Source organism: Paraclostridium benzoelyticum, assembly GCF_001006285.1.
Classification (GTDB): domain Bacteria; phylum Bacillota; class Clostridia; order Peptostreptococcales; family Peptostreptococcaceae; genus Paraclostridium; species Paraclostridium benzoelyticum.
Genome location: NZ_LBBT01000237.1, coordinates 23,897 through 41,949 on the forward strand (window position 1 = coordinate 23,897; position 18,053 = coordinate 41,949).

An 18,053-nucleotide genomic window follows, 5' to 3' on the forward strand; every position below is an offset into this window, starting at 1 on the left:
TTTTGCATTTTAAATTTACTTTAAGATTAAAAAAAGCTATCTATATATTTAATATGATAGCTTTTTTATTTATTATGTTTTTAACCACCTATTTGATTCATATTTCTTTTTGTATCACTCTTTTTATTTTCTATTAATTTATGTTTTTCTGGTTTTTCGTATATATACTTTTCTATCAAATTAGTAAACTCATTCTCATTGTTTAAATAATCATTAATGTCTAACTCTTCACTTGAATGTAAACACAATTTTACTTTACCATTAGAAGTCATTCTTATTCTATTACATTCACTACAAAACGAGCAACTCATAGGTGTAATTATTCCTACTTTTCCTTTTGAATTTTCAAGTTTATAATAAGATGCAACACTTTTTTCTTCATTTTTTATAGGTTTTAAGTTTTCTATTTTATTTAAAGCTTCTTTTAAATTGATATATCCATTTTTAAATATTTTTAAACCTTCTCCTATAGGCATCAATTCTATAAATCTAACATCTATTTCCTTACATTTTGTTAAATTTATAAATTGATTTAGTTCATCATCATTTAATCCTTTTATTAAAACACAGTTTATTTTTACTTTTATGCCTAATTCCACACATCTATCAATTGATTTTAATACTTCTTTTAAGTCTCCACCTCTAGTTATTTTTTTATATTTATCTTCATCTAGAGAGTCCAAACTTATATTAACTTTTTTTAATCCATTTTCTTTTAGCTTATCTATTTTTTCATAAAGACCTATAGCATTTGTCGTTATACATATATCATCTATATTACAATTTTCTTTTGTGTACTTTATAAGTTCTTGTAATTTATCATAGATAAGAGGTTCTCCACCTGTAAATCTTACCTTTTTTATGCCTAATTTTGAGAATCCTTTAATTATAAATTTATAATTTTCAAAACTTAATATATCATTTATATTCTTATCAAATTCAATTTTTTTAGGCATACAATAAATACAACTTAAATTACATTTGTCGGTTAAAGAAATTCTTAAGTAGTCTATTTCTCTGTTATACTTGTCTATCATTTGCACACTCCACAGCTTCACCTTTTAGTATATCTATCCCATGTCCTATGGTATCTATTACAAATTCGATGCTTTCTATTGCTCCTTTAGGACTTCCTGGTAAATTTATTATAACCGTATTTTGTCTTATCCCACTTACACCTCTACTAAGCATTGCTCTCTTAGTTATTTTACAAGATTCCATTCTTATGTATTCACTAATTCCCGGAATCTCCCTTTCAATAACTTCCTTTGTAGCTTCTGGAGTTACATCTCTTTTAGAAAATCCAGTACCTCCATTAGTTAATATCAAATCTACATCTAAATCACATAATTTTATAATTTCATTTTTTAGCATTTCTTTATCGTCAGGAATCATAGTGTAATATTTAACTTTATATTCTTCTTTGACATTTATAAAGTCAGCCAGTTTCTTTCCTGTTATATCTTTTCTTTTACCTATAGAACCTTTGTCACTTAAAGTTATTATCGCTACATTAAACATATATCCACCTCTTTAAATCTCTTATGTATATACATAATTCTACCATATATTTTTTATGTTAGATAGTAACCTCTTTTAATATCTTTAAGTTAAAACATCAGTTACATAAAATTTTATGTAACTGATGTTTTCTATCTACTAAAATATATATTTTTATTTGTGGCATCTAATTTGCAACTTACTCCTAAAGGTATACTTATCATTGGATTACAATGTCCTGATTGCAAGTTGTATATACAAGGTTTATTGTAATTTTTAACTCTATCTGATAGTAAATCATATAATTCATAATCATCAACTTTTTCTTTTTTGCAATCTTCAAAATCTCCAAATATAATACCTCTGCATTCTTTAAATTTACCTCCTAATTCTAATTGTGTAAGCATTCTATCTATTCTATAGATTTGTTCTCCAACTTCTTCTATAAACAAAATCTTATCTTTAGTATCAATCTCATATTTAGTTCCCATAGTACTTGCTATCAATGATAAATTACCACCTATTATTTTTCCTTCTGTAACTCCCTCTACTACAGTATATAATTCTTCTCCCATAGGATTTTCTATAGTTAAGTTATCTTTCATATTAATCATATTTTTAAAAGAATTGTAAGTAAAGTCATTCCAGTTTGGTGATGTTGATGCCATTATCCCATGATAAGTTACCAAATTACAATATTGATTAAAAGCTATATGAAGTGCAGTTATATCTGAGTACCCAATAAACACTTTTGGATTTGCCTTTATAATATCATAGTTTATTTTATCAAGTATTCTAGGTGTTCCATACCCACCCCTAAGACATAAAATTCCATCAACTTCTTTGTCTTTAAACATTGTTTCTATATCTTTAACTCTTGTATTATCATCACCTGCTAAATATCCTTTATAGCTTAGATAGCAAGTGTCTCCCATTTTTACTTTATATCCAAAACTTTCAATAGTTCTTTTTATTTTATCAATTTCAAAATTTAAAGAATCTTTGCTCTCAGGTTTATATGGACTTGATGGTGCTATTATTCCTATTGTATCACCCTTTTTTAACTGTTTTGGAAATATCATAATTAATCATCCCCCATTATATAATTTAAACTTTTTATTATTTTATTATTTTTTAAATAAACTTTATCAACTCTTCTTGATGTTAATACAAGTATTTCATTTCTATTTGTATCACATAAGTTTGCAATCTCTAAAATATTAGGACCATTTTTCCCATAAAAAATAACCTCTTTTTCATAATCATTTTCATTTATATCACTTATGTCTATAATCATTTGATCCATACAAATCTTGCCTATTATATTGCATTTTTTATTATTTACATATACATAACCTTTATTTGATAGGCATCTTGGTATTCCATCTGCATATCCACACGGTATAATACCTATATTCATATCCTTATTTGCTATGTATGAATAATCATAACTTATACCTTCTCCTTTAAGAAGTCTTTTCACTTGTATTATTTTTGATTTAAATGTAATAGCTTCACCCAAATTTAAATTTGACTTGCGACTATTGTATCCATATATACTAGATCCAACCCTAACCATATCTAAATGGAAACCCTCATAAGCTACCATACCTATACTGTCACATATATGCTTTATAGGTATATATTTGTATTTTGATATCCCATATAATATATTTTTAAACTTATCGAATTGTTCATAGTCAGATTTTTCATCTTTAAGTGCTAAATGGGAGAAAATTCCTTCCACAAATATATGATCTAAATTTATAATATCTTTTATATCTTCAAGGGTAGATTCATTAATTTTAAATCCTAATCGATTAAATCCTGTATCTATTTTTATATGAATCTTGCCTTTAATATTTTTTGTCTTGCAAATACCATTAATTATATTAGCTTGCTTAGTTGAAAACACTGTAATTGTTATGTTTTTTTCAATAGCCAGCTCCAGGTAATCATCTGGAATATATCCCATTACTAAAATGGGTAAATCTATATTATTTTCTCTTAATTCAAAAGCTTCACTTATAGCTGCAACACATATATAATCTACATTTTCTTTATCTATATTTTTGCATAGTTGAACTGCTCCATGTCCATATGCATCTGCTTTAACTACTATAGCTAATTTTGTATTTTTTGAAATATATTTTTTTATCTCACATATATTTTTATTTATTATATCTAAATCAATCTCTAAATAAGTTTCTCTTGTTAAATTCATAAGTTTCCTCCATTAATATGCTTTTTATATGTATATTTTTAGATTTAAATAACTATATCTATTATATGAAATTTAAAATTATTAATAGACAGTCCTCTTAATAATTTTAATTTTAATAAAGATTAGGGGGAAATTTTATGAGAGTATATATAAGTGCTGATATAGAAGGTACGTGTGGAATTGTAAATTGGGAGGAAACTAACCTTAATTGCGCTCATTCAGAGTATCATAAAACTCAGATGACTAAAGAGGTTAAATCAGCTTGTGATGGAGCTAACACAAATAATTGTGATTTTATTTTAGTAAAAGATGCTCATGATAGCGCTCGAAATATTAATCCATCTTTACTTCCTACAAATGTAAGCTTAGTTAGAGGATGGACTAATGGTCCTCTTATTATGATGTCAGGTATTGATCCTACTTTTGATGCAACTCTTTTTATAGGATATCATAGTGGAGCTAGTCAAGATGGAAACCCACTTTCTCATACAATGAATAGTTCTAAATATGATTATGTAAAGATAAATGATGAAATCGCAACAGAATTTATGGTAAATGCATATACAAGTGCTTACTTTGATGTTCCTGTAGCATTTTTAAGTGGAGATGAACTTCTTTGTAAAAATGCTAAAAAACTAAATCCAAATATAGTAACAGTTCCTGTATCAAAAGGAATTGGAAATGCATCTATCTCTATACATCCAGATATAGCTTTAAAAAATATAAAAGATGGTGTTGAGCAAGCTCTATCAGGTGATCTTTCTAGACATATAATAAAACTCCCTGATTTATTTGACATAGAAATCAAATTTAAAAATCACTATGATGCTTATCAAGCTTCTTTCTATCCAAAATGTAAATTAATAAATACTCAAACAATATCTTTTTCAACAGATGATTATTATGAGTTTTTAAGAATGTTTTTATTTATTTAAAGAAAGTGCTAATGATAATTAAATTTAATTATCATTAGCACTTTTATATACACTGATTTTATCTATCAATTCTTTTATAGATTTTTTATCAGTTAAGTCTATTTTTTCTTCAAATCCCCTTAAAACAACTTTATCATCTTCTGTTAAATCTGATTTGGTCTTTTTGTCTATCATGCTTTTTAGTGCTTTCATCATAATTTTGTCTATGAAGCTTAGTGAACTATAATCTAAGCCTCCTTTAAAATTGTAAAATCCAACATTTTTTTCTTCTATATTTTTAAAATTATTTTTTATTAATGATTCTTTTCTATTTTCACTTATACTTTCCATTCCAACTGAAAAAATATAAATATTCTTATCTTTTATTTTATTATAGTTTTGGTCAATAAAGTTTAATCCATTTATTTTTCCCTTATATATGCCACCTCCAAATATTATAGTTTCATATTCGTCTAAATGTTTTGACCTTATATCTGAAATTTCATATAAATCTGCATCTAACTTCAAAGCAATCCATCCTGCATATTTTTTTGTACTACCATATTTAGTTTTATATATTACTGCAATTTTTTTACTCATATAAACACCTCATCTTACAGTTATTTCTTCTTATATATACTTATATGACTCATTTGTTCATTTTCCTTTAATTATTTTTCATACTCTTTTTTATCATCATCATCGTAATCATTCCAAAGGTCGCAACTGTTGCAACAATCATCCATCCTACAAATATATTGTATTTTTCTATCATATCACCCATAATCATAGGTCCTATTGCAAATCCGATCCCTGATATTAAAGGTAGTATCGAACTTATTCTTCCTCTATGTGATGCTGGAGTGTTATTCGCAATAAACGTTCCTTGATTTATAACTATTAAAATTTCTCCTATTGTCATTAAAAATACACCTATAAAAAATAAAACTACGGTATTTACTATTCCAAACATAAAAAATGCAATTGCATAAAATACCCCTCCAATAGACATGGCCTTTAGTACATTCATTTTTGTTGTTAAAGATGTAATTATAGGTGTAAATACTATAACTACTACTCCATTTATTCCACCTAGCAATCCATAAAGTTTTGCTCCATTTGATCCAAATAAATCTTCTAACTGTATCGGTAATGCAAATCCCCACTGTGAATATGAAAAATAGTACATCAATACGCCTAGAGAAAAGAAAATTAGTGTAGGTCTTTGAATCAGAACCTTAAATGCAGAACCTTCTACCTTTTGCTCTAAATCGCTTAAAACCTGTTCGTTTTCATAGTTTTCATCATTTATTTTTCTTTCTTTTACAAATAGAATTATTAAGACTAGTGCTATTAAAGTTGTAATTCCATCTCCTATAAATATAAGTGGTAAGTAATTTTCATACAAAAGTCCACCTAATATAGGTCCTATGCAAAATCCTATATTGCTTCCCATGTATAAAAGAGAGTACGAAGCTTTTCTATTTTTATAGGTTGTTATATCTGCATTTAAAGCTTCAAATGCAGGTGATGAAATTGAATATAGACAAGATGACAAAATCATTATTTTTGCCATTGTTGTTGAAGGTTTCATAAATCCACAAGCTATAAGTGTTAAAGCTCCAAGAAACTGGCAAATAATTATAACTTTTCTTCTTCCTATCGTATCTGCTAATTTCCCTCCAAATATCATTGCAGGTGCTTGAAATGCAGATAGTGTAGTTATAAATATCCCTGCTTCAGATATCGATAATCCGATTTTTTGAGTTAAAATTAAAGCCATTAAAGGATGTACAAAAGCCCCAAGACTATTTACAATCCTACCAATAAACAAAACGTATACTTCTTTTGACAAGCCCTGGTATGTTTTTAATAAATTGTTAATTCCCATAGCATCCCTCCTCACAAATTGTTTATACTATATAATTATATTCCTTCTAGCTCCTCTAAAAGCACTTTTAAAGTAAATCCTCCTAATATATTTGTAATTTTCCAAATATTATAAAAACAAAATAAGTCATATTAAAATATTCAATCTATTTAATATGACTTATTTAATGTTTCATTCAGCTTCATTAAGCTCTAACGAATCTTCTGTTTTAAATAAAAACGACAATTTTGTTTCTGCACAAATAATAGCCGTAAATATAAATAAACTTCCCAAAATCATTCTAAGAGTTATTATTTCCTTTGCTATTATTATAGAAAAAAGCATCCCAAATATCGCTTCAGTGGATAATAATATTGCTGTTTTAGTTCCATCAACTTTAGTTTGGCATATAGTTTGCCCAAGAAAACATAACGTTGTATTAAACACACCTAAAAATAGTACAGATCCTATAGTTGAACTGTTTATAGCAGTACTTGATTCTCCTGCAAAAAACTGTAATGTCAACGATAGTAAAAATGCCGTTGCCATTTGTATGCATGTAAGTACAACAGGATCATGTTCTTTTGTAAATTCGCTAGTTAAAAATATATGCATAGCAAACCCCACTGCACATATTAATGTCAGACCATCTCCAAAACTTATACTAAAGTCTGACTCTAATGAGATTATTCCTATTCCTATAAGTGCAATTAAACTACTTATAATTCCTATTTTTTCTATCTTTCGTTTATATAAAATACACCCTACAAATGGTACTATTACAACATTTGCAGCTGTTAAAAATGCGCTTTTCGCTGAAGTTGTATATTTCAATCCGAACGTCTGAAAAGAAAATGCTATAAATAAAAATATACCAAGTAATACCCCTGAAATAATATCTTTTTTATTTGTATTTCTAAGTTTTTTAAAGAATATTACCCCTATTAAAAGTGCTCCTATAAAAAACCTACCTGTCATTAATTGAAATGGCGTAAGACCATTTTCCAACCCAAGCTGAGTTGCTACAAATCCACTTCCCCAAATCAGAGATACTAATAATAATCCAATTTCTCCACTATACTTTTTTATAAAAACCCCCTCCTTTTTTACCCACTCATATTATTATATTATTTATTTAGCACTTTTTCTATAATCTATAAAAACTTTATGTATAAATTTTCATAATTGTAAAAAATTTCGCCTATTTATATAATTAGATTAAAATTATTCATATTTTTGATGTGTGTAATATTTTAGAAAATATAAAAGTTTCGACGTTTTTTGTTATCTATTTACATATTTTGGCACGAGTGCTAAGATTTAATTATTAAATCAATTATTCTTAAGGAGATGTTAAAGATGACTGTTAAAAATGAAGTAAAACACATAGAAGACGAATTAAAAAAAGATGTAGAATGTTTAAAATCTATACATGAAGATAAAAAAGAACTTAGACATGAAAATCATGAAGAACATAAATTTACTAAAGAATTAAAGCATGAAATGAAAAAAGAAGAAAGAGAACTAGAAAGAGAAGAAAGTAAAATAATTAAAGAAGAAAACAAAGAAATAAAAAAAATAGATAAAGAAATAAAAAAAGAATTAAAACAATTAGAGAAATAGTTTTAAAAGCGTACCTTACAAATAGTAAAGTACGCTTTTTTTAAAAACTTGGACTATTTACATATCTATCCCTATATATATTAATATTGAACTATTTTATTTTAATATATATAGGGAGGATTTTCATGAGCATAACTTTCATCTTAATGACTTCTATTGCATTATCTATGGATGCATTTACTGTATCATTATCTAAGGGTATGTGTGTAAAAAAATTAGATTTTAAATTGGCTCTTAAAATTGGTTTTTCTTTTGGACTATTTCAAGCTTTAATGCCTCTTATTGGATGGAAAATTGGAATTGGATTTTCTGAATATATAAAGTCTATTGATCACGTAATAGCATTAGTGCTGTTGTGTTTTTTAGGATTGAATATGATTTTTTCAAATGATGATAATTCTAACTCCTCTAAGTTGAGTAATTTTAATATATTTATTTTAGCTATTGCTACTAGCATAGATGCTCTTGCCGTAGGCATTAGTTTTTCATTTTTAAATATTTCAATACTACCAATAATACTTTGTATCGGCACAATAACCTTCATACTTTGTTTTTTAGGTGTATTAATAGGAAATAAGGTTGGGTATTTTTTAGGAAGTTTCGCTAAATTTTCAGGTGGAATAATCCTTATTTTAATAGGTTTTAATATTTTTAATGAACATACTGGATTTTTAAATTATTTCTTTTAAGTACATAGTTTAAGGTGGCATCTAATATCTAAATGTCACCTTAATTCATATTCTCCTTGTTTAGTGAGCATATACTATCGTAGTAAATACCCTTTTTCTTCATAAGTTGGTCATGACTTCCACTTTCAGCTATTACTCCCTTATCTACTACCATTATATTATCACAGTATCTTATGGTGCTTAGTCTATGAGCTATTATTATGCTAGTTTTATCTTTCATCGCATGTTTTATAGCTTCTTGAATTTTTCTTTCTGTGTTAGTATCTATACTACTTGTCGCTTCATCTAAAATTAATATTGTAGACTCTTTAAGTATAGCTCTTGCTATGCTTATTAATTGCTTTTGTCCAATACTCAAACTATCTCCACCTTCTTCTATCAATGTGTCATAATTTTTTTTTAATTTCATTATGAAGCTATGTGCATTAGAAATCTTACATGCATTAATTACATCTTCCTTTGTAGCTTCTAATTGCGAATATTTTATATTGTCTAAAATCGTTCCATTGAATAAATATATATCTTGCAATACAATTGATAAAGAATTATTAAAGTATTCTTTATCATAGTCATTTATATCATATCCTCCTATTAAAATATCTCCTTTATCGTGTTCATATAATCTATTTATAAGATTTATAATAGTCGTTTTTCCACTTCCTGTTGTACCTATTATTGCATTGCTTGTTCCATCTTTAATTTTAAAACTCAAATCTTTTACTATATAATCACCTTTTCCATATTTGAACCATACATTTTTAAATTCTATATCTCCTTTTAACATATCTTTATTTTTAATACTTTTACTTAAATGCTTTTCTTTTACATTCTCGTCTAATATTTCAAAAACTCTTTCACATCCAGCTATAGATATCTGGAAAGTATTAAATAAATTTGCAAGTTCATTCAAAGGTCTAGTGAATTGTTTAGTATAACTTAAAAATGTAGCTATAGTTCCTACAGTTATTATATTTTTTATAGAAAGATATGCCCCTGCTATTGAAATAAGTGTAAATGATATATTCGTAATAACATTCATCATAGGCATAAGAAGAGAACTATATACTTGAGCTTTTAAAGATTCTCTTAAAAGCCTATTATTTATTTTATTAAAGTTTTCTACTGAGTCATGTTCATAGTTAAAGGCTTTTATTACATTCATATTTTTTATGTTTTCTTCTATGTGTGAGTTTAATAGACCTAATTCTATTTGTTGTCTTTTGAAAAATGACTTGCTTTTTCTAGCAATAAATTTGCTTAGTACAACAACTAATGGCATAGTAATTATACTTAATATTGTCAATTGAGGGCTTAGTATAAACATCATAAATACAGTTCCAAATACGGTTATACTAGATGTAATTATCTGAGTTATTGAACTTGATATACCACTACTTATATTGTCTATATCATTAGTTATTCTACTCATTAAATCTCCATTTTTATGTTCATCAAAATATGAAATAGGTAACGTTTGTAATTTCGAGAAAATAGATAATCTTATATTTTTTATAACCCTTTGAGACATGTTTATTATTATAAATTCCTTAAATAAGCTTACTACTGAATCAATTAGATAAAAACTAACTAAAGCTCCCAAGGTTATTTTAAATATAGATTTACTAAATTCATTGGTATCTATTATATCTACACACTTTCCTATTAACAGTGGTATTAATATAACTATTAAACAATCTAAAAAAACTAAAATACTTATTAATATTAATGTTTTTTTCTCATTTTTAAAATACTTTAAAAGCGTAAAAATTGTTTTTCTAGCATTCTTGGGTTTCTTCTTTGGTGTAAATCTGCTTTCAATCTTACTTTTCATCGATTATCCACCACCTTTATACATCTGGAGATATTTGAGAGCTGTATATTTCTTTATATATTTCACATTGTCTTAATAGGTTGTTATGGCTATCAAACCCAACTATTTTACCATTTTCTAAAACTATTATTTTATCCATATCTAATATAGAGTTGATTTTTTGAGAAACTACTATGTATGTAGTATCATCTATATATTGTTTTATATTATTTTTAATTTCATTTTCAGTTTTTATATCCATAGCACTAAATGAGTCATCTAAAATTAAAATTCTAGGATTTTTTATTAAAGCTCTTGCTATGCAGATTCTTTGCTTCTGACCTCCAGACAAATTAGATCCATTTTCACCAACCATTTCTTCATATCCACTTTCAAAGTTTTTTATGAATTCATCACAACCACATATTTTACATACATTTATAACTTCATCTAGTGAAACTTTCTTATTTCCCATTTTTATATTATTGATTATACTTTTATTAAACAAAGTACTTTTTTGTGGAACTAATCCAATATAACTTCTTAAATTTTTACTTTCTAAATTATTTATATTATTTCCATCTATTTTTAAAGTTCCTTTATTTATCTGATAAAATTTCATTATCAAATTTATTAAAGTTGTTTTTCCGCTTCCTGTTGGACCAATTATTCCTATGTGTTCTCCTTTATTTATTTTAATACTTATATCATCTAATACTTTTTCATTGTCAATATATGAAAAATCCACATTTTTAAATTCCAAACTACCATTTATGCTTATTTTTATATTCCCACTCTTATCTATACTATTTTCAGTGTTCAAAACTTCTATAACTCTTTCGCTAGATGCTTTAGCTCTTATAAATACATTAAAGATATGTGCTATCATAAGCAGTGAAGTCAAAATCCTCCCTATATAATTTATGTACGCTACAATAACACCTACTTCAATTTCATTATTTAAAATTAGTTTTGATCCAAAGTATAATATAATAGCTATTATTATATTAGAAATTAGAGTTATAGTAGGCTTAAACACAGCACTAATTTTCATAGCTTTTTCTGTTACTTCTAATAAATTCGTATTTACATTTTCAAATTTTTCCTCTTCATATGCTTCTCTATTAAATAGTTTAACTATTCTTATATTACATAAATATTGTCTTAGATTTGAATTTAAATTATCTAAAGATATTTGAACTTTCTTAAAATAAGGCGTACCTATATTTAGATTTATAATAATTATTCCAAATATAATTATTATGCCAACTAATAAAACTATTGACAGTTTTAGATTTAACTTCATTGCTAATACAAAACTTCCTATGCAAAGTATAGGTGCTTTTATTATAATTCTCATTAACCCATTTACAAATTGTTGTATCTGATTAATGTCATTAGTGCTCCTAGTTATTAAAGACCCTTTACTTATTTTATCTATATTCTCAAATGAGTACGAATTTATATGAGCAAATACATCACTTCTTAAATCTCTAGCAAATTTTTGAGATACATTTGTTGAAATTATACTTCTTAAAATAGCAAAAACAGCACCTGCTATAGTTATTACTACCATTAAAATACCTTTATTTATTAGATAACTCATATCTTTGTTAGATATCCCAATATCTATAATATTTGCCAATATAGTGGGCTGCATTAAATCACAAACAGCTTCAAAACTAACTAACACTATACCTAAAGTAAATAAAATAAAATACTTCTTCATATAAACTACAAAGTACCTCACAGGTCCACCTCCCCAATATATTTATATGTACTTTATACTATCTATTATATCCATTTTATATTTTATAATAATAAAAAAGCTATCTCATAATTATGAGATAGCTCCTATTTTTTATTAGATAAAAAATATCCAATCCATATACCTAGTGCCAAGGTAATAAGTGTTGTAAAATTTATTCTCGTAAATAATACTCCAGCTAAAACTCCTATTGCTATTCCAACAACCATACAGTTATTTTTCATATATTTCCTCCATAATAAAATCTATACTATAGAATATGAATATATGCTTATAAATTAACCATTAATTTTTCTATATAAAATAAATTAATAATCCTACTATAATTGATGGAATTGTGGTTATTATAGTTGCCCATAAAGCAGACTTCTTATCCATAGCTAATAAAGGGAATAATGCATCTCCATCTTGAGATATACTATTTGCAACTAATGCTGCAAAAGGTAAGCTTCCTTTTAAGTAAAATGACATCACTACAATTTGAACTCCACACCCTGGTACAATTCCAAGTGCAGCTCCAGCAAATACACTTATAACTCCTGCTCCTAATATTAATTTTACTAGTGCTTCTTCTCCTCCAGCCATAAGTATAATTAAATCATATAATACATATGCTAAGAAAATCCAAACAATAACAAAGGATATTTCACTTACAGAATGTATTAAAGTTTCTTTTAATGACATAAGTTTATGTTCATTTTCTTCAAAGTTTTCATTTTCAATAACCTTTTTAGTCATTATCATATATATAAAAGATGATACTATACCTAATATAGCTATTATTTCTTCAAACGAATGCATAGCTTCTATAAATCCAAACTCTAACCCTGAATGTGCTAGTATCATAAATACACATCCCGTTATAAGTAATAATAAATATATTTTATATCCTATACCATGAACTATTTCATGTGCTAGATGATAAAATTTGCTACTTTTTTGAATATCACATGAATTAGAAGTCGAAGTTCTTGAATAATTATTAGCTTTATCTTTATTCAAATCAGACTTACATTTATGTAGTTCTAATCTTTCTTCCGTTTTAAAGTGATCAACTATGTATCCAGTTAAAATACCAACTAAAAAGCTTATAACCGTTACTAAGATATATGCTTTAAAATCAGTTGTCATCATTAAAAAGGCACTATCTCCCATACTAGCAATCAAACTCGCTATTATTGTTCCAAAGGTTACCTTATTACTTATAAATAGCGGCATTAAAACTATACTTCCTCCACAACCAGGAAGCGCTCCTAACAAAGCTCCAAATAGTGGCTGTAATTTTTTATTTTTACTTATTATTTCTACGAAACTTCCACTTGTTTTGTAGTTTATAAATCCAAAAATTAATATAGACATGCTGACTAGTGAACCCACATGTAAAAAGGTCTCTTCAGCACTACTTATTAGTATACTCATAAATCATCCTCCGAAAATTTTATATTTTAAATTATACTATTTTATTTTTCATTTGTAAATGATTATCTATATCATTTGTTTTTTATCTATATTTAATTTATGTCCAATGCATTCCATATTAATCATATTTTTCTTTAATATTAACACTTGATGACCCTTTCATGGTAATTTTTTTAAAAAAAAATAAAAAAAGTAAAATAGACAAGCTATTTTACTTTTTTATTTTTTTTGATCTATTATTGTTTTAGTTGTATCTATATCTTTTGCTATACATCTTTGTGTATTTAATCTTTCTCCAACTAACATAGTAGACATTAATGTTTTTAATTCTTCTACTAATTTGTGGAATTCTTCTGTATTTTCTAAATTTTCCTCTTTGTCTATTATTGTTTCCGTAGTATCATTCCCTTTTACTACATCTAATTCTTCATTTAACATAGTATTAACTAGACCCTTAGCTTCATCTGCTAGTTTTTCAATTTCTTCCATACTTATGTGTTCATCTTCTTTTTGATCTATTATTGTTTTAGTTGTGTCTATATCTTTTGCTATACATCTTTGTGTATTTAGCCTTTCACTTACTAATAATTCTCCACCTACACCTTTTAAATTTTCAACTAAGTCAGTTAAAGATTTATGTAGTTTTCTCATTTCTTGTTCATCAAGTTCTCTTTTTTCTTCTTTTTGATCTATTATTGTCTTAGTTGTATCTATATCTTTTGCTATACATCTTTGAGAGTTTAATCTTTCACTTACTAACATAGTATCCATTATACCTTTTAATTCATCCTTAAACTCTTTTAGTAATTCATTTATTTTTTTCATATTTACCACCCCGCAAAATATTTTTATATTATATATATTACCCTATTTTGCCATAATAAAACAAGATTTTATTTAAAATTTTACCATTTAAATTAATTGTCGATTATTGTTATCTATTTTTCGCTATTTTTATGTGTTTTACTATATTTTTTAAAACATTCTTTCATTAATTATGAGTTAAGGTCATATAATCTTCTCTAGGAGGTGCTTTGATTTGAACGTAAATCTAAATTTGTTATCTACATTATCTATAGCTATAGTATTTTTCATAATTGGTACTTTCTTAAAAGATAAAATTAAATTTTTCTCAAAATTTTGTATCCCATCACCAGTTATAGGTGGATTACTTTTCACACTTTTATCATTATTTTTAAGAATTTTCAATATTGTAAATATCAGTGTTTCTCAAAACTTTATATCTATATTTATGACTGCTTTTTTCACAATATTAGGACTTAACGCTAGTTTTAAACTTGTAAAAAAAGGAGGAAGTTTACTATTTAAGTACTGGATTCTATGTGGCTTTTTAGCACTTTCTCAAAATATAATAGCTATTTCGATAGCTAAAATCACTAATATTCATCCATTAATAGCTCTTATGTGTGGAACTATATCAATGGAAGGCGGACATGGAAATGCAGCTGCATTTGGCAGTACTATAGAAAAATTGGGAATAAACGGCGCTGTAACCATAGGTCTTGCTTCTGCAACTTTAGGTATAATAATAGGGGGACTTTTAGGTGCTCCAGTGGCAAGATATTTAATTGAAAAGAATAATCTAAAACCTAAGTTTAATCCATATCCTAAGTTATATAATAAAAAATGTAATTTTTTAACTAAAAGCTTTTTAACTAGAAATTCTAAACCTAATATTTTTACCCCAATAAATTTTTTTGAACATACATTAGTTATTCTTCTATGCTTGAATTTTGGAGATTTAATCGCAAGGACAATATATTTAAAAACTTCCATCGTTATCCCAAGTGTTGTAGGTTGTATGATCGTTGCTTGTATATTTAGAAATTTTAATGATAAAGCCAAATTAATAGATTTAAATTTCTATATACTAGATTTCGCAAGTGATATAGCACTTTCAATGTTTTTAATAATAGCCCTTATGAGTATAAATCTATTAGATTTATCAACTATTGCAGGTCCTATGATTTTAATAATTTTTGCTCAAGTTATATTCATACTAATTTACTCAATCTTTGTATGTTTTAAAGTTTTAGGAAAAAATTTTGATGCAGCCGTAATGGTATCAGGTATTATAGGTCATGGAATAGGAAATACACCTAATGCATTAGCTAACATAAATTCTGTTACCCATAAGTATGGTCCATCTGAAAAAGCATCATTGATAGTTCCTTTAGTAGGAGCATTCTTGCTAGATACTTTTTCACTCCCATGCATAATAATTTTTATAAATCTTTTTAAATAACTTACATACTAATTCGTAACATTTGTTACAGATTTTTTTATTTATTTAATATATAATAATCTACATAATTTATCACTTAGGAGGATTTTTTTATGTCTTGCGGATGTGCAAATACAAATAAGAATGACGGAAAGCAAATTGTTGATTTAGTTAGAAGTAAAGGTAAGGCTGATTTTCCATTAAGAACACCACATAAAATCGTTTGTTCCAATTGTAAAAATACATTTATTATGAATACGCATGTTGACAAATGCGATCATTGCAACATGACTTATGGTGTTACGCCTTGTAGCTCTATGGAAAAAGAAAATATTAAGGTAGCTGGTATAAATTATTAAAACTCCCATTTAGGGAGTTTTATTTAAATTGGTCTTCATTTAAATTTTCATCTTCATTGTCAATTTTATTTATAAACTTATTCATTTCTTCATTTGATGAATGTTCTTCATTATCATAACTTAATCTATTACTATTAAATTCTTCTATTTTAGATTTTAATTCATAGTCTTCATTTTCTTCATATACATTTTCTAAGCCATAATCATAATCATAATCATCTTGCTTTGCCTTAACTTTTTTATATACCATTGTAGCACCAATAGTCGCGGCTCCTATTCCTAAAGCTGTAAGTGTAGTTATTTTTGCAGCTTTGTTTCTTTTAGTTTTTCTCTCCAATTCTTTTTTCTCTTCTTTTATATTTTTATATATTTTTTTAGCTAGCATATAAAAAACTCCCTTCATCTATTTTTTTATAACTGTAATCAATATTAGTATTTGGAATTATTTTAAAAAAACACAATTAATTATGGTTATATTAGGAAATTTTATGCTATACATATTTTGTTAATTGCTTTAATATATTATTAGTAATACATTAAAACGTGAAGGAGGGTTTCATTTTGTTATTTTATAAAAAAGAAGTTCCTAAATACTTAATTTTAACTACAAACATACTTATATTATTATATACAATTTCTTTAATATACTTTATTTTCTTTGGACAATCATTTCAAATTGTACCCTGTTTTTGCTCTCTAATGATAACTTTATTTATAAAATTTGCAACCAAAAAATTTATTAATGTAATTTCTCCTATTTTAATTTTTTCAATACTTATATTTACTTTATTTTCATCTTACTTGGGTTCTTGTTTCGATTTTTATGGAATAGTCAATCATTATGATGATATAATGCATTCTCTATCAGGTGTTTTAGCCGTTTTATTTGCATATGATGCATTGGTTCTGTTAAATTCTAATTCAAATACACTGATTGATAGAAAAGTTATCATTGTATTTACATTTTGTTTTAGCATGGCTATAGCTGGTTTATGGGAGATATCTGAATTTTTAATAGATAGCTTTTTGGGAACAAACATGCAAGTTGGTGGACTTGCAGATACTATGCACGATATGATAGACGCTTTTATTGCTTCAATTATAACTATACCTTTATACGAATCGTTTTATAAAAAATACAAATAAATAAAAATAAACCTCACAAATGTGAGGTTTATTTTTGTTTATTTATATTCTCCGTCTGAGTATTTCTTTAAAATATCTACAAATCCCATTATCTCTAAATTTGCATCAGTTCCATTCATTATTTGATTATAATACCAATTTGCAAATTCTGGATCTGCTAAAGTTTCATTTAATTTTACAAAATCTAAATTTCCATAGTTTTGATTATTCTCTTTCATTAGTAATCTCTCCTTAAAATAGTATTATTTAACTTATACATATATTTGTTATTCACATTTGTTTATTACTTTACAATATTCATCCTTTTTATTATTTACTTGTAAAAATTTTTTATAAATCTTTTTTATAAACTAATTACAATTCTATTTACTAATCAAAACAATTTTAATTAATTTTTATTTACAATAAAGGTTTTCATACTTATTTTGGGTACAACAAGTAACCCTGTTTCAATATTTTTACATTTTTTTAATTAAGTATATTTTC

20 protein-coding genes are annotated in these 18,053 nt (G+C 26.0%); 6 read left to right on the plus strand and 14 right to left on the minus strand.

The features are described 5' to 3' along the window. Positions 1-80: 80 nt before the first annotated feature. The 4 genes from moaA to alr form a co-directional block, all read right to left on the minus strand. A complete protein-coding gene (gene moaA / locus VN21_RS11670) occupies positions 81-1,037 on the minus strand; it encodes a GTP 3',8-cyclase MoaA (protein ID WP_046823437.1) in 957 nt (318 codons plus the stop codon). Further along, positions 1,021-1,521, minus strand: coding sequence for a MogA/MoaB family molybdenum cofactor biosynthesis protein (locus VN21_RS11675; protein ID WP_046823438.1), 501 nt, complete (start codon positions 1,519-1,521; stop codon positions 1,021-1,023). The genes moaA and VN21_RS11675 overlap by 17 nt, the downstream gene beginning before the upstream one ends. A gap of 131 nt (positions 1,522-1,652) precedes the next feature. Beyond that, positions 1,653-2,582 (minus strand): S66 peptidase family protein, encoded by a 930-nt coding sequence (locus VN21_RS11680; protein WP_046823439.1) that lies wholly within the window; start codon positions 2,580-2,582, stop codon positions 1,653-1,655. 2 nt (positions 2,583-2,584) lie between these two features. After that, positions 2,585-3,724 carry an alanine racemase gene (alr, locus tag VN21_RS11685; protein WP_046823440.1) on the minus strand — a complete coding sequence of 380 codons (1,140 nt, stop codon included), beginning with the start codon at positions 3,722-3,724 and terminating at the stop codon, positions 2,585-2,587. Positions 3,725-3,861: 137 nt separating this feature from the next. On the opposite strand from alr, the gene VN21_RS11690 reads away from it, so the two are divergent. Then, a complete protein-coding gene (locus tag VN21_RS11690; RefSeq protein WP_046823441.1) occupies positions 3,862-4,659 on the plus strand; it encodes a M55 family metallopeptidase in 798 nt (265 codons plus the stop codon). Positions 4,660-4,683: 24 nt separating this feature from the next. Here VN21_RS11690 and VN21_RS11695 read toward each other — a convergent pair whose 3' ends face one another. The 3 genes from VN21_RS11695 to VN21_RS11705 all read right to left on the minus strand — a co-directional run bounded on the left by VN21_RS11695 (position 4,684) and on the right by VN21_RS11705 (position 7,597). After that, positions 4,684-5,238, minus strand: a complete 555-nt coding sequence (locus VN21_RS11695) for a flavodoxin domain-containing protein (RefSeq protein ID WP_046823442.1) — start codon at positions 5,236-5,238, stop codon at positions 4,684-4,686. Between the two features lie 67 nt (positions 5,239-5,305). Further along, complete coding sequence (locus VN21_RS11700; RefSeq protein ID WP_046823443.1) at positions 5,306-6,529, minus strand: MDR family MFS transporter; 1,224 nt, start codon at positions 6,527-6,529, stop codon at positions 5,306-5,308. Between the two features lie 171 nt (positions 6,530-6,700). Then, complete coding sequence (locus VN21_RS11705) at positions 6,701-7,597, minus strand: DMT family transporter (protein ID WP_046823444.1); 897 nt, start codon at positions 7,595-7,597, stop codon at positions 6,701-6,703. A gap of 270 nt (positions 7,598-7,867) precedes the next feature. On the opposite strand from VN21_RS11705, the gene VN21_RS18430 reads away from it, so the two are divergent. Further along, positions 7,868-8,131 carry a hypothetical protein gene (locus VN21_RS18430; RefSeq protein ID WP_046823455.1) on the plus strand — a complete coding sequence of 88 codons (264 nt, stop codon included), beginning with the start codon at positions 7,868-7,870 and terminating at the stop codon, positions 8,129-8,131. 125 nt (positions 8,132-8,256) lie between these two features. Further along, positions 8,257-8,820 (plus strand): manganese efflux pump MntP, encoded by a 564-nt coding sequence (locus VN21_RS11715; protein ID WP_046823445.1) that lies wholly within the window; start codon positions 8,257-8,259, stop codon positions 8,818-8,820. Positions 8,821-8,860: 40 nt separating this feature from the next. Here VN21_RS11715 and VN21_RS11720 read toward each other — a convergent pair whose 3' ends face one another. The 5 genes from VN21_RS11720 to VN21_RS11735 all read right to left on the minus strand — a co-directional run bounded on the left by VN21_RS11720 (position 8,861) and on the right by VN21_RS11735 (position 14,642). Next, complete coding sequence (locus VN21_RS11720; RefSeq protein ID WP_046823446.1) at positions 8,861-10,651, minus strand: ABC transporter ATP-binding protein; 1,791 nt, start codon at positions 10,649-10,651, stop codon at positions 8,861-8,863. A 16-nt stretch (positions 10,652-10,667) separates the two neighbouring features. After that, the gene (locus VN21_RS11725) at positions 10,668-12,380 is read right to left on the minus strand and encodes an ABC transporter ATP-binding protein (RefSeq protein WP_046823447.1); all 1,713 of its coding nucleotides are present in this window, start codon (positions 12,378-12,380) and stop codon (positions 10,668-10,670) included. Between the two features lie 104 nt (positions 12,381-12,484). Next, the gene (locus VN21_RS18690) at positions 12,485-12,622 is read right to left on the minus strand and encodes a hypothetical protein (protein ID WP_161794392.1); all 138 of its coding nucleotides are present in this window, start codon (positions 12,620-12,622) and stop codon (positions 12,485-12,487) included. A gap of 70 nt (positions 12,623-12,692) precedes the next feature. Continuing rightward, positions 12,693-13,817 carry a putative manganese transporter gene (locus VN21_RS11730; RefSeq protein WP_046823448.1) on the minus strand — a complete coding sequence of 375 codons (1,125 nt, stop codon included), beginning with the start codon at positions 13,815-13,817 and terminating at the stop codon, positions 12,693-12,695. A 219-nt stretch (positions 13,818-14,036) separates the two neighbouring features. Then, on the minus strand, positions 14,037-14,642 hold the full coding sequence (locus tag VN21_RS11735; RefSeq protein ID WP_046823449.1) for a hypothetical protein: 606 nt from the start codon (positions 14,640-14,642) through the stop codon (positions 14,037-14,039). Between the two features lie 214 nt (positions 14,643-14,856). Here VN21_RS11735 and VN21_RS11740 point away from each other — a divergent pair, with 214 nt between their 5' ends. After that, positions 14,857-16,083, plus strand: coding sequence for a sodium/glutamate symporter (locus VN21_RS11740; protein WP_046823450.1), 1,227 nt, complete (start codon positions 14,857-14,859; stop codon positions 16,081-16,083). Between the two features lie 92 nt (positions 16,084-16,175). Then, positions 16,176-16,421, plus strand: coding sequence for a hypothetical protein (locus tag VN21_RS11745; protein ID WP_046823451.1), 246 nt, complete (start codon positions 16,176-16,178; stop codon positions 16,419-16,421). 19 nt (positions 16,422-16,440) lie between these two features. Here VN21_RS11745 and VN21_RS11750 read toward each other — a convergent pair whose 3' ends face one another. Continuing rightward, the gene (locus tag VN21_RS11750) at positions 16,441-16,806 is read right to left on the minus strand and encodes a hypothetical protein (RefSeq protein WP_046823452.1); all 366 of its coding nucleotides are present in this window, start codon (positions 16,804-16,806) and stop codon (positions 16,441-16,443) included. 176 nt (positions 16,807-16,982) lie between these two features. On the opposite strand from VN21_RS11750, the gene VN21_RS11755 reads away from it, so the two are divergent. Continuing rightward, positions 16,983-17,567: a DUF2238 domain-containing protein gene (locus VN21_RS11755; protein WP_046823453.1), complete on the plus strand. Its 585-nt coding sequence runs from the start codon at positions 16,983-16,985 to the stop codon at positions 17,565-17,567. 38 nt (positions 17,568-17,605) lie between these two features. On the opposite strand, the gene VN21_RS11760 is transcribed toward VN21_RS11755, so the two are convergent. After that, positions 17,606-17,785: a hypothetical protein gene (locus VN21_RS11760; protein WP_046823454.1), complete on the minus strand. Its 180-nt coding sequence runs from the start codon at positions 17,783-17,785 to the stop codon at positions 17,606-17,608. Between the last annotated feature and the right edge of the window lie 268 nt (positions 17,786-18,053).